Source organism: Pseudonocardia halophobica (assembly GCF_027922425.1).
Classification (GTDB): domain Bacteria; phylum Actinomycetota; class Actinomycetes; order Mycobacteriales; family Pseudonocardiaceae; genus Pseudonocardia; species Pseudonocardia halophobica.
In genome coordinates, this window is sequence record NZ_BSFQ01000014.1 from 29,656 (window position 1) to 43,210 (window position 13,555).

General features: G+C 75.3%; 14 protein-coding genes. 8 read left to right on the forward strand and 6 right to left on the reverse strand.

The genetic code is table 11. From position 1 onward, the window contains the following. Positions 1-51: 51 nt before the first annotated feature. Positions 52-1,248, reverse strand: a complete 1,197-nt coding sequence (locus PKE99_RS17700; protein ID WP_037048214.1) for a cytochrome P450 family protein — start codon at positions 1,246-1,248, stop codon at positions 52-54. 33 nt (positions 1,249-1,281) lie between these two features. Further along, a complete protein-coding gene (locus PKE99_RS17705) occupies positions 1,282-2,385 on the reverse strand; it encodes an NAD(P)/FAD-dependent oxidoreductase (protein WP_051737733.1) in 1,104 nt (367 codons plus the stop codon). Between the two features lie 324 nt (positions 2,386-2,709). On the opposite strand from PKE99_RS17705, the gene PKE99_RS17710 reads away from it, so the two are divergent. Then, on the forward strand, positions 2,710-2,898 hold the full coding sequence (locus tag PKE99_RS17710; RefSeq protein WP_037048210.1) for a hypothetical protein: 189 nt from the start codon (positions 2,710-2,712) through the stop codon (positions 2,896-2,898). Positions 2,899-3,229: 331 nt separating this feature from the next. Then, positions 3,230-3,898: a 4'-phosphopantetheinyl transferase family protein gene (locus PKE99_RS17715; protein ID WP_037048208.1), complete on the forward strand. Its 669-nt coding sequence runs from the start codon at positions 3,230-3,232 to the stop codon at positions 3,896-3,898. Positions 3,899-4,059: 161 nt separating this feature from the next. On the opposite strand, the gene nhaA is transcribed toward PKE99_RS17715, so the two are convergent. After that, positions 4,060-5,394 carry a Na+/H+ antiporter NhaA gene (gene nhaA, locus PKE99_RS17720; RefSeq protein WP_231498292.1) on the reverse strand — a complete coding sequence of 445 codons (1,335 nt, stop codon included), beginning with the start codon at positions 5,392-5,394 and terminating at the stop codon, positions 4,060-4,062. Between the two features lie 46 nt (positions 5,395-5,440). On the opposite strand from nhaA, the gene PKE99_RS17725 reads away from it, so the two are divergent. The 3 genes from PKE99_RS17725 (at position 5,441) to PKE99_RS17735 (ending at position 8,431) form a co-directional block, all read left to right on the forward strand. Then, a complete protein-coding gene (locus PKE99_RS17725; RefSeq protein ID WP_231498291.1) occupies positions 5,441-5,980 on the forward strand; it encodes a DsbA family protein in 540 nt (179 codons plus the stop codon). A 223-nt stretch (positions 5,981-6,203) separates the two neighbouring features. Beyond that, complete coding sequence (locus PKE99_RS17730; RefSeq protein ID WP_051737732.1) at positions 6,204-6,968, forward strand: helix-turn-helix transcriptional regulator; 765 nt, start codon at positions 6,204-6,206, stop codon at positions 6,966-6,968. A 38-nt stretch (positions 6,969-7,006) separates the two neighbouring features. Beyond that, positions 7,007-8,431: a DNA polymerase IV gene (locus PKE99_RS17735; protein ID WP_081924332.1), complete on the forward strand. Its 1,425-nt coding sequence runs from the start codon at positions 7,007-7,009 to the stop codon at positions 8,429-8,431. Between the two features lie 139 nt (positions 8,432-8,570). Here the strand turns inward: PKE99_RS17735 and PKE99_RS17740 are convergent, their stop codons facing one another. After that, entirely contained in the window at positions 8,571-8,966 is a 396-nt protein-coding gene (locus PKE99_RS17740) for a hypothetical protein (protein ID WP_037048204.1), read from the reverse strand. A gap of 353 nt (positions 8,967-9,319) precedes the next feature. Here PKE99_RS17740 and PKE99_RS17745 point away from each other — a divergent pair, with 353 nt between their 5' ends. The 3 genes from PKE99_RS17745 (at position 9,320) to PKE99_RS17755 (ending at position 11,238) form a co-directional block, all read left to right on the forward strand. Beyond that, on the forward strand, positions 9,320-9,868 hold the full coding sequence (locus tag PKE99_RS17745) for a hypothetical protein (RefSeq protein WP_051737731.1): 549 nt from the start codon (positions 9,320-9,322) through the stop codon (positions 9,866-9,868). Continuing rightward, a complete protein-coding gene (locus tag PKE99_RS17750) occupies positions 9,822-10,409 on the forward strand; it encodes a hypothetical protein (protein ID WP_037048202.1) in 588 nt (195 codons plus the stop codon). The genes PKE99_RS17745 and PKE99_RS17750 overlap by 47 nt, the downstream gene beginning before the upstream one ends. A gap of 328 nt (positions 10,410-10,737) precedes the next feature. Beyond that, positions 10,738-11,238 (forward strand): DUF7937 domain-containing protein, encoded by a 501-nt coding sequence (locus tag PKE99_RS17755; RefSeq protein WP_051737729.1) that lies wholly within the window; start codon positions 10,738-10,740, stop codon positions 11,236-11,238. A gap of 176 nt (positions 11,239-11,414) precedes the next feature. Here the strand turns inward: PKE99_RS17755 and cobT are convergent, their stop codons facing one another. Together cobT and PKE99_RS17765 are read right to left on the reverse strand one after the other, a co-directional pair. Then, positions 11,415-13,145 (reverse strand): nicotinate-nucleotide--dimethylbenzimidazole phosphoribosyltransferase, encoded by a 1,731-nt coding sequence (cobT, locus tag PKE99_RS17760; RefSeq protein WP_231498290.1) that lies wholly within the window; start codon positions 13,143-13,145, stop codon positions 11,415-11,417. Then, on the reverse strand, positions 13,142-13,531 hold the full coding sequence (locus PKE99_RS17765) for a hypothetical protein (protein ID WP_037048196.1): 390 nt from the start codon (positions 13,529-13,531) through the stop codon (positions 13,142-13,144). Before PKE99_RS17765 ends, cobT begins: the two co-directional genes overlap by 4 nt. Between the last annotated feature and the right edge of the window lie 24 nt (positions 13,532-13,555).

The window sequence follows — 13,555 nt, forward strand, 5'->3', positions numbered from 1 at the left end:
GACCTCCGGCTCGGCGACGTGTCCCTCCGTTGTACCCGCGCGGCCGCCGTCTCAGGCGGGTTCGCCGAGGCGGACCGGCAGCTCCGTCACACCGCGGACCAGGGTGCTGCGCCGGTGGGTGAGGTCCGAGGCGGCCAGGGCCATGTCCGGACGCGCGGTGAACAGGCTGCGCAGCGCCACCTCGCCCTCGATCCGGGCCAGCGGGGCGCCAAGGCAGTGGTGCAGGCCGTAGCCGAAGGCGAGGTGCCCGCGGTCGTCGCGGCTCACGTCGAGCCGGGCGGCGTCGGCGAACCGGGCGTCGTCGCGGTTGGCCGCGGCGATCCCCAGCATGACCACGGCGCCCTCGGGGATCGTCGTCCCCGCGACCTCGACGTCCTCGGCCGCGAACCGCACCGGCGCGTTGGTGACCGGCGAGTCCCAGCGCAGGAACTCCTCGACGGCGCTGGGCCACAGCTCCGGCTTGTCCGCCAGGATCTCGCGCTGCTCGGGGTGGGTGAGCAGGCCGAGGATGCCGTTGCCGATCAGGTTGACGGTGGTCTCGTGGCCGGCGATGAGCAGCAGCATCGCCATGGCGACGAGCTCCTCCTGCGACAGCGCGTCCCCGTCCTCGTCCGAGACCTGGGTGAGCGCACTGAGCAGGGCGTCGTCCGGCTCGGTGCGCTTGCGGTCGATCAGCCCCGCCAGGTACTCCGACAGCTTCTGGGAGGCGGCGAACTTCTCGTCCTGGGGCGATTCGTCGATCATGGTCGACGACCAGCGGCCGAAGTCGTCGCGGTCCTCCGCCGGCACCCCGAGCAGCTCGCAGATCACCCGGACCGGCAGCAGGAAGGCGTAGTGCGCCATCAGGTCCACGGTGCCGCCGGCGGGCAGGTCGGCCAGCAGGTCGTCGGCGATCTCCTGCACGCGGGGGCGCAGCCCGGCCATGCGCCGGGCGGTGAACGAGCGGCTGACGAGCTTGCGCAGCCGGGTGTGGTCCGGGGGGTCCAGCAGCAGCATCATCGGCGTGGGCGCGGCCGGCATCGCGGCGCGCTGGTCGGCCGGCAGGGTGTAGCGCCAGTCCTTGGAGAACCGCGCGTCGACGAACGCGGCCCGCGCGTCCTCGTACCGCGCGATGATCCACATCGGGCCGTCGGGCAGGTCGAGCCTGCGCACCGGCTCGTCCGCGCGTAGCTCGGCGTAGGCCGGGTAGGGATCGCTCCAGAACGGCCCGTCGAAGAGCTCGAGGCCGGAGGTGGTGGTCGGCGCCATGCGCCCATCGTGCCGCAAGAAGTCAGCGCGCGCTTACAAGCGTGACGGAGACACCTGCTCCGGCCGGACGGCGACGTCCGCGGGCACCTGGGTATCCGTCACGACGGCCGCGCCGAGCGCGGCCAGGGCGGGTGCCGACTCGATCCCGGAACCGCCCTGACCGGCGAAGAAGTGGAACCCGGGGAACTCCGGGCGAGGTCCGACGACCGGGTCCCGGTCCGGCGCGAAGGTCCGCAGGCCCGCCCACGAGGTGCGCACCGAGCGCAGGCCGAGGTGCAGCGCCTCCTCGACCCGCTCGAGGGCGAGGGCGACGTCGAGCTCGTCCGGACGGGCGTCGCCGGGCTCGGCGGGCGTCTCGTCGCCGGGCGAGAGCAGCAGGGTCTCGCCCTCCGGCTTGCAGTAGAAGCGCTCGGCGGCGTCGATCAGCATCGGCATCCCCGCGGGCAGCGTGCACGGGGAGATCGCGATCGTGCGGCGGTACGGGGTGAGGCCCGCTTTCGGCACCCCGGCGAAGGCGGCGACGATGTCCGCCCACGACCCGGCCGCGTCGACGACGTCGGGCGCGGTCCACGTGCCCGCCGGGGTCTCGACCCGCCACGCGTCTCCGGTCCGCGCGATCGCGGTGACCCGGGCGCCCTGCACGACCCGGCCGCCCCGGCGGCGCAGCCCGCGGACGTAGGCGCCGTGCAGGCCGATGGCGTCGGCGTCCGCGGCCGACTCGGTGATCGCGCCCGTGCGCACGTCCCGCAGGCCGGGGCAGGCCTTCGCGGTCTCGGCACCGGTCAGGGCGTGGGGACCGTCGGGTTCGGTGGCCCACTCGGTCAGCAGCTGCCGCAGCGCGCGCTCGCCGTCCTCGTCGGACGCCGCCCAGACGACGGTCAGCGGCCGCAGGAAGGGGGGCGCCTCCAGCTCCTCGGCGAGCGCGGCGAAGCGCGGCGCGCTCGCCCGGATGAGCGCGCGGAAGACGGCGGTGCCGTGGCCGGGGATGTAGGTCGCCGCCGAGCGGCCGGTCGAGTGCACCGCCAGCGACGACTCGGCCTCCAGCAGCAGCACCGAGCGGTGCGCGGCGATCTCGTAGGCCACCGAGGCACCGGCGATCCCGCCGCCGATCACGATCACGTCCGGGGAGCCGTCCACACGGGTCACCGTAATTCGGTCGCGCCGGACGGGAGGTGTCCCTAGGGTTTCGGCCATGGACCTCATCACCCTGTGAGACGGCGCGGCGGTTCTCCGCTCTGAGGCCGCCACCCGTTCCCGGCGCATCTCCGCGCCGACCGGTTCCTGTCCGTCCGGGCCGCCCCGCAGTGGCCGGACGTCCTCCCTCCTCGGATCGCGCGCGTGTTGCGGCCCGCGATCCCCGGATCCGCCCGTCGCTCCTGCGTCGAGCGCCGCGCAGTGATCCACGGGAGGACGCGCACACCGCCCCTCGGGGCGGCCCCTCATCTCCTCCAGGAGGTCCTCGTGCGAGTACGTGACACCTGCCAGACCCCGACCCAGCCCACCAACCGCGCCGCCCGCCGCGCCGCCGCCCGCGGGAAGACCCCGCAGGCCACCGGCTCGGACGCGCCGCGCACCCTCGCCCGGGTCGGCCGGGCGAGCACCACCCCGGTGCACTTCCGCACCGACTTCGCCGCACGTCGCAGCGGCTGAGACCGCGGCGGGGCCGGCCACTCCTGGGCGCCGGCCCCGCCGCAACCCACCCGTGGGGGGATCGCCGGAGGGGAGCGGGACCGCTCGAGCGGCCCCGCTCCCCTCCCATCGACCAGCCCGTCCCGCGAGTCGGGAGTTCCGGCACCGCGAGTCGGGAGTTCCGGCACCGCGAGTCGGGAGTTCCGGCACCGCGAGTCGCGCTCCAGCCCCGCGAGCCGCGCCCTGAACTCCCGCGAGTCGCGCCCCACCGCACACTCCGGGGCCTCGACGACCTGCGGTGTCCCGACCGTTGTCGCGACGCCCGTGCACCGCAACCGACTACGCTCGGCCCGTGCCGGACGTCTGGTGGGCCCGCCCCGTCGACCCCTCGTCGGCGCCGCAGCTCGTCGCGCTGCTCGACGCCCACGAGCGCACCCGGCTCGCGGCCTTCCGTCGCCCCGTCGACCAGGCTCGCTACCTCGCCGCGCACGCCCTCACCCGGCTATTGCTGGGGGCGCGGCTCGACACAGACCCCACGGGGATCGCGCTCGACCGGACCTGCCGCTGCGGCAAGCCCCACGGCAAGCCCCGCCTGGCCACCGGCGCCGCGCCGGCCTTCTCCCTGACGCACTCCGGGGACTTCGTGGGCGTCGCGCTGAGCGACGACGGACCCGTCGGCCTCGACGTCGAGGAGGTCCGCGCCCTCTCCGACCTCGACCGCCTCGCCGAGCACGCCCTCTCCCCCGTCGAGCGCACCCGCCCGCCGGCCGACGCCCGGGCGTTCCTCACGATCTGGACCCGCAAGGAAGCGCTGCTCAAGGCCACCGGCGAGGGTCTCGCGAGCCCCATGGACGCGATCACCCTCGGCCCCACTGGCGCCGTCGAGGCCTGGACGGACGGGCCCGGCGCGGCCTGGGTCGTCGACCTCGAGGCGGGCCCGGACCATCCGGCCGCGGTGGCCGGACTCGGCGCCGTCGCCCCGGAGGTCCGGGTCCACGACGGCGCCGCCCTGCTCCGCTGACCAGAAGCCGTCTCTCCCGACCCGCCACCGGCGCCCACGCCGTCCCCGCCGGCGTTGCCGGGGCACCCGAATACGCCCCGGGAGGAAGGCAGCCCCGGCTGCCTTACCGGGAGCCGACGTGGATCACCGGACCCGGCGGCGCCGGGTTGAGAGACACGGCCTCAGTCGACCGGCCGCCAGGGTCGCGGCGGCAGCGTCGGCAGCCCGGACGGCGAGCACTGCCCGCCGCGCTCCCCCGCCACCCGGAACACCAGCCAGCCCACCAGGGCCGCGAGCACCGACCCCGTCAGGATGCCGATCTTGGCCTCGCTGATGAGGAGCTCGTCGTCGAGCGCCAGCTCGGTCACGAACAGGGCGACCGTGAACCCGATGCCGGACAGCCCGGCCCCGCCGAAGAGCTGGCCCCAGCGCAGGGTGTCCGGGACGCGCCCGATGCCGGTGCGCAGCGCCACCCACGTGCCGAGCGTGACGCCGATCGGCTTGCCCAGCACGAGCCCGACGATGATGCCCCAGGTCAGCGGCGAGGCGAACGCGGCGGTGAGGGTCTCGCGGTCGAGCACCACGCCGGCGTTGGCCAGCACGAACAGCGGCACGATCACGTAGCTCGACCAGGGCTGGATCTTCAGCTGCAGCCGCTCGTTGGGCGAGACCGCCTCCGTGACCGCGGCCTGCGCGGCGAGGGCGCGTTCGGGCGTCGGGTCGAGGATGAACGTCTTCCCGACGATCAGCGCGCGCTTCATGTCCTGCCGCCGCGGCGCGTAGGCGTTGACGAGCAGGCCCAACGCCACCCCGACGACGCTCGGGTGCACGCCCGACGCCAGCACGGCGACCCACATGACCACGCCGATGACCGCGTAGAAGGGCGTCCGCCAGAACCGGACGAACCGCAGCCCGAGGAGCGCGGCGAAGAGCAGGATCGCGAGGAACAGCGCGAGGACGTCGACCTGCTCGGTGTAGAAGACGGCGATGGCGATGACGGCGCCGATGTCGTCGACGATCGCCAGCGCGAGCAGGAACACCCGCAGCTGGTCGGGGCACCGCGGCCCGACGAGCGCGAGCACGCCGAGCAGCACCGCGGTGTCGGTGGAGATCGTGATGCCCCACGCGTTCTGGGCGACGGTGCCGGCGTTGAAGGCGAGGAAGACGAGCGCGGGGATCACCAGCCCGCCGACCGCCGCGGCCGCCGGCGCCGCGACCGCCCGGAAGCCGCGCAGCTCGCCGAGGGTCATCTCGCGCGCGATCTCCAAGCCGACGCTGAAGAAGAACAGCACCATCAGGCCGTCGTTGACCCAGTGCCGCAGGTCCAGGCTCAGCGACCACTCGCCGAGGTTCATGGCCAACTGGGTGTGCCAGAACGTCTCGTAGCCCAGCGGGAGGTTCGCCCAGAGCAGGGCGATCACGGCGGCGGAGATCAGCATCACCGCCGAGCCGGACTCGGTGCGGAGGAACTGCCGCGCGGCGCGGGAGAGCTCCCCGCGCTCGGATAGGGTCGTCACGGCCACCGGATCATCCTGCCCGGAGGCCCGACGCGGACGCGAGGAGGTGGGCGAAATCGGGCAGCTCGATCCGCCGCTCGGGGCGTACGACCACGTCGCCGGACGGATCGACGCGCCGTTGGCGCTGGTGGAGTACGGCGATTTCGAGTGCCCGTACTGTCGCGCCGCCGCACCGGTGATCGAGGAGGTGCGGGAGCGGCTCGGCGCGGAGCTGCGGTTCGCCTTCCGGCACTTCCCCCTGCACGAGCTGCACCCGCACGCGCTGGCCGCGGCCACGGCGGCGGAGATGGCGGCGCTCGAGGGTCGGTTCTGGCCGATGCACGACAGCCTCTACGCGCCCGGCCCGCCCCGCCTCACCCAGGCCGACCTGCGCGACCACGCCGTCGAGGCCGGGGTGAACCCGGACCGGGTGGTCTGGCCCGCGACCCGGCTGGTCGAGGACCGGGTGGAGGCGGACTTCAACTCCGGCGTGCGCAGCGGGGTGCGCGGCACGCCCACGCTGTTCGTCAACGGCGAGCAGTACCGCGGGGAGGTCAGCGTGGACCGGTTGGTCGCCGCCCTCACCTCGGTCCCTTCCGACTCCTGAGTCGTCCGACGGCGGGCGGGCCTTGGTCGCGCACCGCGGCGGCCCCGACCCCTGATCGCCGTTCGGGACCGGAGAGCGACACGTCCGGCCGTCCGGCCCGGCGATCACCGCGCCCCGTGCCGCCCGGACTTCGCCCGGCATCGTCGCAGCCGGTGATCATCACCCTGCGCCGAGTAGGCGGCCGCCGTGGTCGGGTGGCCGGGAGGCTTCTACCCTGAGTCGCGTGACCGCGCCGCCCGACTCCCCGCTCCGGGGCCTCCACGCGGCCGCGACCCTGCCCGCGACCCTGCCCCCGACCGGCGACCCGCCGGCCACCCACGTCCTGGCGCCGGGCGAGCCGTTCACCGTCCCGGCCGCCGGGTCCCTCGTGTTGTGCGGGGTGCTCGACGGCGCCCTCGCCGAGCCGGACCTCGCCCGGGGTGGCGCCGTGCTGGCCCGCCGCAGCGCGCCGACCCGGGCCGGACGCCGCGGCGCCCGGCTGCTGATCTGCACCTACGCGGGCGCCGCCGGCGGGCTGCCGGACCTCGCCGTGGTGTCCGACGGCGTGTGCCCGGACCTGCTCGCGCGGGTGGCCGCGGACGGTCCGCCCCTCCTGCGGGAACGCCTGCTCACGGCCACCCTGGCCTGCTGGTTCGCCCGTCCTCACGGTACGGAACCGACCTGGTCGGCCGATCCGGTCGTCGGGCCCGCCCTCGCCGCGGTCGACGCGGACCCGGCGCGCCCGTGGACGGTCGCGGCCCTCGCGGCCGAGGCCGGCGTCGCCGCGACCGACTTCGCCGCGCGGTTCCGCACGGTGGTGGGCGTCGCCCCGCTGGCGCACCTCCGGCAGCGCCGGATGCGGCTGGCCGCGGAGTACCTCGCCGAGCCCTCGGCCACGGTCGCCGCGGTCGCCCGCCGGGTCGGGTACGCCGACCCGTTCTCGTTCAGCGCGGTGTTCACACAGGAGCGCGGGGTCTCGCCGGCCGAGGTCCGCGGATCGCGGGTCTGACGCACCGGTCCGTCGGTCCCGACCGTCACAATGGCGGGGTGAGCCGGTGGGTCCTGCATCTCGACATGGATGCGTTCTTCGCGTCCGTCGAGCAGCTCACCCGGCCGACGCTCGCGGACCGGCCGGTCCTGGTCGGCGGCACCGGCGGCCGGGGCGTCGTCGCGGGGGCCAGCTACCAGGCGCGGGTGTTCGGCGCGCGGTCGGCGATGCCGATGGGGCAGGCGCGCCGGCGCTGCCCGCACGCCACCGTCCTGCCGCCGCGGTTCCCCCTGTACAAGGTGATCTCCGAGGAGGTCATGGCGGTCCTGCGCGAGGCCGCACCGGTACTGGAGCCGGTGTCGGTCGACGAGGCCTTCCTCGAACCGCCCGCGCTCGCCGGTGCGTCCGCCGCCGAGGTCGAGGCCTTCTGCGTCGCGCTGCGGGCCGAGGTGCGGGCGCGCACCGGGCTGCCCGCGTCGGTCGGGGCGGGGTCGGGCAAGCAGGTGGCGAAGATCGCGTCGGAGCTGGCGAAGCCGGACGGGCTGAAGGTCGTCGCGCCCGAGGTCGAGCGGGAGGTGCTGGACCCGCTGCCGGTGCGGTCGCTGTGGGGCGTCGGTCCGGTGGCCGAGGCCGGGCTCCGCAAGGTCGGGATCGAGACGATCGGCGCCCTCGCCGCGATGGACGCCCGCGAGGTCGCCGGGGTCCTCGGCTCCGCGGTCGGCGCCGAGCTCCACCGGCTCGCCCGCGGGATCGACGAGCGCCCGGTCGCCCCGCGCGGCGCCGCCAAGCAGATCTCGGCCGAGACCACGTTCGAGCACGACCTCACCGCGATGGACGACGTCCTGCGCGAGGTCGGGCGCATGACGGCGGCGGCCCACCGCAGGCTCGTCGTCGACGGCCGGGCCGCCCGTACCGTCACGGTGAAGGCGCGCAACGCGGACTTCGAGACCCATACCCGCTCCGAGACCACGGCCTTCGCCTCCACCGACCTCGCCACGCTCACCGCGGTCGCGCAGCGCCTGGCCCGCACCGCGGTCCCCGAGGGCGGGGTGCGACTGGTCGGGGTGTCGCTGTCGGGGCTCGCGGAGAGCCCGCCGCCCGCGCTGTTCGAGGCCGTCCCGTCGGCGTCGGGCTGGACCACGGCCCCGCTCGCGGAGCCCGCGGACGACACCGGGGCGGACACGGTGCTCACCGTCGAGACCTCGGAGGAGGCGCACCCGGAACCGGGCACCGAGTTCGGGCCGCGCCCGGGCGGCCGGCACGGGCCGCGTGACCCGGCGAGCCCGTGGCGGGCGGGGGACGACGTCGCCCACGCCGAGCACGGGCACGGCTGGGTGCAGGGCGCGGGCCACGGGCGGGTCACCGTCCGGTTCGAGACGCGGGCGACCGGGCCCGGTCCGGCGCGGACCTTCGCCGCGGACGACCCGGCGCTCTCCTTCGCCGACCCGGTCGAGAGCTGGCGGCTGCCCTCACCGGCCCACTGACGAGCGCAGGACGATGGTCGACGGCGATCACGAGTGGAGCCCGATCAGCCCGGCGGACCGGACCGTGCCCTGGTCGCGCCCAGGGGCGGCCGGGTGACGAATTGCAGTCGGACGGAGATCCGTGGAGCCGTCGCCGAGGTCATCGCCCGGCCATGACGGGGCGGTCGATCCAGGTCCTCGGCTTCGCGGCCAGGAGGAGAAGGAACACGGCCGCGCAGCCGACCGCGAGGATCAGGGCGGTGAACCATGGCGTGGTCTCACCGGCGGCCCGCGCCGCGATCAGGTAGGGGATCAGGGTCAGCACGCCCAGCCCGGATGCGGTGAGGGCGGTGGTCCGCCACCAGGTGCTGCGCCGGAACAACCCCCAGGTGGCGACGGTGAATCCCGCGAGCGTCAGGAGCGCGAGGACCTGGGCCAGGCTCCACCAGAAGCCGGTGGTGTCCAGGCCCGCGGTCGCGAAGGCGGGGGTGAGCCAGAGGAAGGTGGTGCCCAACAGGAACAGTGCGACTCCTCCGGCGTTGCGGATCGTGATCATGGTGAGCCGACCTCCAGATCGCCGTCCTGCTTTCGGGCGAGTCATCGCCGTGCCCACCGTGCGCTCACCACGGCCAGGCGGGGAGGGGCCGGTGGCCCGGAGAGCGACGCCGTTCGGCACCGCCGGACATCGGCGCGGCAGCGGCGCGGCAGCGGCGGAACGGGACCGTCGGTCCGTGGCGGGCGGGGGCGTTCGGCTATGGCCGTCCGCGCTGCCGAGGCCTTAGCGTCGCGTGCCGCGTGCACCCGCCCGGACACGCTCCGTTGTTCGCGAGCCGCCCGTCGACGGCCGCGTCCGGTGCGCGCCCGCGGTGGCCGTGCCGACACGGGTGGACGCAACGGCGGAGGTGCGGGATGGGTGTGCCGCGGTTGAGCCTGGGCGAGCCGGCCACCGTCTGGGCCGACGAGCCGTCGGCGCCGTTCCAGATCGCTCTGGCGGGCGTGTTCGATGCCGGTCCCCTCCGGCGGACGGACGGGACGGTCGACACCGAGCGGGTGCGCGCGGAACCGGCCCGTCGGGCTCAACAGGTCCCGGCGCTGCGGAGACGGGTCGTCGTGCCGGGCCGGGGACGGGGAGGCCGTTCTGGATCGACGACGCCGATCCGAAAACCCGAGAGGCAGATCGGGGTGGTGTCGCTGCCGCCGGGCGAGGAGTTCCTCTCCTGGTCCGCGCGGCAGATCGTGCGCCATCTGGGCGTGTGCGGTGCCCTCTGGCGCGCCGAGGTGGTCGACGGGCTCGGTGAGGAGCCCCTACGCCCCCTGGCTCCCCTGTTGCGGCACCACCTGCAACGGACATGGACCCGCAACCTCGACGCCGTCAGGGCCCAGCTGGACGACCGGGAGACAGGAGACGACCATGCGAGTCGCAGTGGTGTTCGAAAGCCTGTACGGCAACACCCATGAGGTCGCCGAGGCGGTCGCTGCAGGCGTCGCTGACGCCCGGCCCGACGCCCAGGTCGAGCTGCTCCGGGTCGGCGACGCCAACCCGCAACGGGCAGCGGCCGCGGACCTGCTGATCGTCGGCGGGCCCACGCACATGCGCGGCATGACCACCGGGCTGAGCCGGAAGATGGGCGTGTCGGCGGAGCAGAAGAAGGACCCCGAGGAACGCCACGACCTCGAGCCCGGCGCCGAAGGCCCGGGCGTCCGGGACTGGTTCCACGAGCTGCCGGAGGCCGGTGACCATCGACCTGCCGCCGCCTTCGACACGCGCATCGGCGCTCGCATGGCCGGCGGTGCCGCCCCGGGTATCGCCCGACGGCTCCGACACCACGGATACGAGGTCATCGCCGACCCCGAGCCCTTCTACGTGCAGGACAACGGCGAGGGCCCACTCAAGGAAGGGGAGACCGACCGCGCACGCGCCTGGGCCGCCGGTCTGGTCCGGCAGGCGGTGACCATTGTCGGGAGCCCGACACGGACCGGTGCGCCGACTGACCGATGAGCCAGGAGGGGCATGCCGGAGCGTGACGAGCAGCACGATGACCGGGAAGGCGACGGCGAACAGGCCGTGCGCGACGACCACCGCCGGCGGAGGTGCCGCACGAAGTACTCCAGCCGTCGATCGTCACGTCGTGGCGGGCTGCCGCCTGGCGCTTGTGGTGGCCGCGGTGCTGGTCACCCTCCGCGCCCTGTGCCGAGGCACGGCGCCGAGCGGCCCTGCCCGTCGGTCTCTCCGGCCCTAACGACCCACGGTGCCGAGGTGTGCAGTACGGCGACGACGACCGCCTCGTCCCGAGCCACGGCGTCGATGCTCCGCGAGGAGGAGCGACATGGCCGAGAAGACGATCCCGAACCCGGACACGGGCCGACGGACTCCGAGCACCCCCAGGCAGGTGTGGAACTTCACCCGGCACTTCCTGGAGATGTGCATCGCCATGTGCGTTGGCGGCGGCGCACTGAACATCCTGGTCTTCGTCGTCGGCCCGGCACAGCTCGGCTACCCGGATCTGCGTACGACGGCGCCGATGCTGGCGCTGCTCGTCATCGCCTGCCTGTACACCCTGCCGATGGCGGCGTGGATGCGGTTCCGCGGGATGGCCTGGCGACCGCTCCTGGAGATGTCCGGCGCCACCGTCGCCCTTGCCGTCGTGCTCATCGTCCTGGCGGCCCTCGGCGTCCTGTCCTCGGAGGATCTGCACCGATGGGCGCTGGGATTCTGCGGCCCGGCGTGTGTGCTCATGCTGCCGGTCATGCTGCTCCGCCTCGACATGTACACCGGCCGGAGCGGCGAGCGCACGCATCGGCGGGCGTCTCCGGCGTCCATCGTGTGACGCAGGGCTTCCAGGTCGCGGTCCCGAAGTCCGCGACAGCTCCGGCGCGCTGCGCAGCGGGCCCCGCGGTGCGGCGGATCCATGGGCACGACGCCGTGCACGACCAACCGCTGTTCCCGGACGCCGTGACCCGAGGTGACCGCCCGCGCCGGTCGGCGCGCCGGCTCGTCGGCTCCTCACGCGTCCTTGTCCGCCACCCCCGCGGCGTCGAAGGTGGCCACGTCGGCGAGCGCCCGCGCCGCCCCCTGCACCACCGGCAGGGCGAGCAGCGCGCCCGTGCCCTCCCCCAGCCGCATCCCGAGGTCGAGCAGCGGGTCGAGGCCGAGGTGCGCCATCGCGATCCGGTGCCCCGGCTCGGCGGAGCGGTGCCCGGCGACGCAGGCCGCCACGGCGTCGGGAGCCAGGACCGAGGCCACGAGCGCGGCCGCCCCCGCGTTGACGCCGTCCAGCAGCACCGGGACGCGCAGCGCGGCGGCGCCGAGGACGAACCCGGCGATGCCGGCGTGCTCGAGCCCCCCGAACGCGGCGAGCAGCCCGAGCCCGTCAGCCGGGTCCGGCGAGTGCAGAGCCAGCGCCTGCCGGACGACCTCGGTCTTCCGGACGAGCGTCTCGTCGTCGATCCCGGTCCCTCGCCCGGTCGCCCCGGCCGGGTCCGCCCCGGTGACGGCGCAGATCAGCGCGGCCGCGGCGGTGGTGTTGGCGATGCCCATGTCGCCGGTGATCAGGCACCGGTTGCCGGCGGCGACCAGGTCCCGCGCCACCTCGATGCCGGCCTCGACCGCCCGACGGGCCTGGTCACGGGTCAGCGCCGGACCGGCCGTCATGTCCGCGGTGCCCGCGGCGACCCGGCGCGGGAGCAGGCCGGGCACGGGGTCGAGGGGCGCCGCGACGCCGACGTCGACCACCTGGACCTCGGCGCCGAGCTGGCGGGCGAACGCGTTGACCACGGCCCCGCCGGCCAGGAAGTTCCCGACCATCTGTGCCGTGACCTCCTGAGGCCACGGGGTCACGCCCTGCGCGTGGACGCCGTGGTCCCCGGCGAAGACGGCGACGGCCGCGGGCTCGGGCACCGCCGGCGGGCACTGCCCCGCGATCCCGGCCAGCCGCACCGCGAGGTCCTCGACCCGGCCGAGCGAGCCGCGCGGCTTGGTCATCCGGTCGAGCCGGTCCCGCGCCTCCGCCTCGGCGGCGGCGTCGGCGGGCCGGATCGCGGCCCCGGTCTCGTCGAGCAGGGTCATCGCCACCTCCCCGGGCAGCGCCCGGTCTCCGTACCGCTCCTGGTGCACCGCCCACCGCAGCGGGCGGCGGCGGGCCCAGCCCGCGCTCGCCAGTTCCGGCTCCGGCGCGAACTCCCGCACGTGCCCGACGCACAGGTACGCCACCACCTCGACGTGCGCGGGCAGTCCGAGCAGGTCGGCGAGGGCGCGCAGGCCGGCGTCGTCGAAGAAGCTGACCCAGCCGACGCCGAGGCCCTCGGCCCGCGCGGCCAGCCACAGGTTCTGCACCGCCGAGGCCGTGGAGTGCGCGGCCATCTCGGGCCGCCCGTACCGGCCGAGGACGTGCCGGCCGCCGCGCGTGGGATCCGAGGTGACGACGACGTTGACCGGGGTGTCGAGCACCGCCTCCACCTTGAGCGCGCCGAAGGCCGCCGCCCGGGCGCGCGGCAGGGAGGCGGCGAACGCGGCCCGCTGCGCCGCGACCAGCTCGGCCACGCGCTCGCGGGTCGCCCGGTCCCGCACCACGACGAAGTCCCAGGGCTGCGAGAACCCCACGCTCGGCGCGGCGTGCGCGGCCTCGAGCACGCGGCGGAGCGCCGCATCCGAGACCGGCTCGTCCGGCAGGAATCCCGTCCGGATGTCCCGACGACCGTGGACGACCTCGTAGAAGTCCCCCGTCACCCCGCTCACCAGGGCATCGGGCTCAGCCGCGGCGGGACGAGCGAGACGCCGGGCCGCGCGACCGCCTCGATCCCGGCGACGCGCAGGCCGTCGAGCAGCGCCCGGCAGCCCGGGTTCGAGGCGGGGTCACCGGGCACGGCGAGCACCACGCGCGTCGCTCCCAGACCGATCACGTCGGCGACGGCGGCGGCCGCCCCGGCCAGGTCCGGCAGGCGTTCGACGCGCCAGGCCTCGGCGTAGAACAGGACCGTCGACTCGACGTCCGGGGTGGTGAGCACGGCATCGGCGGCGGCGAGCAGGTCGGCGCCCTCGGCCGCGTCCGGGTCACCCCCGCCGGCACCGAGGACCGTCACGGTGGGGGTGCGCGCAGCGGTGTCGCGACCGTCGCCGGTCATCCTGGCCTCCTCGAGGGTCCGCGC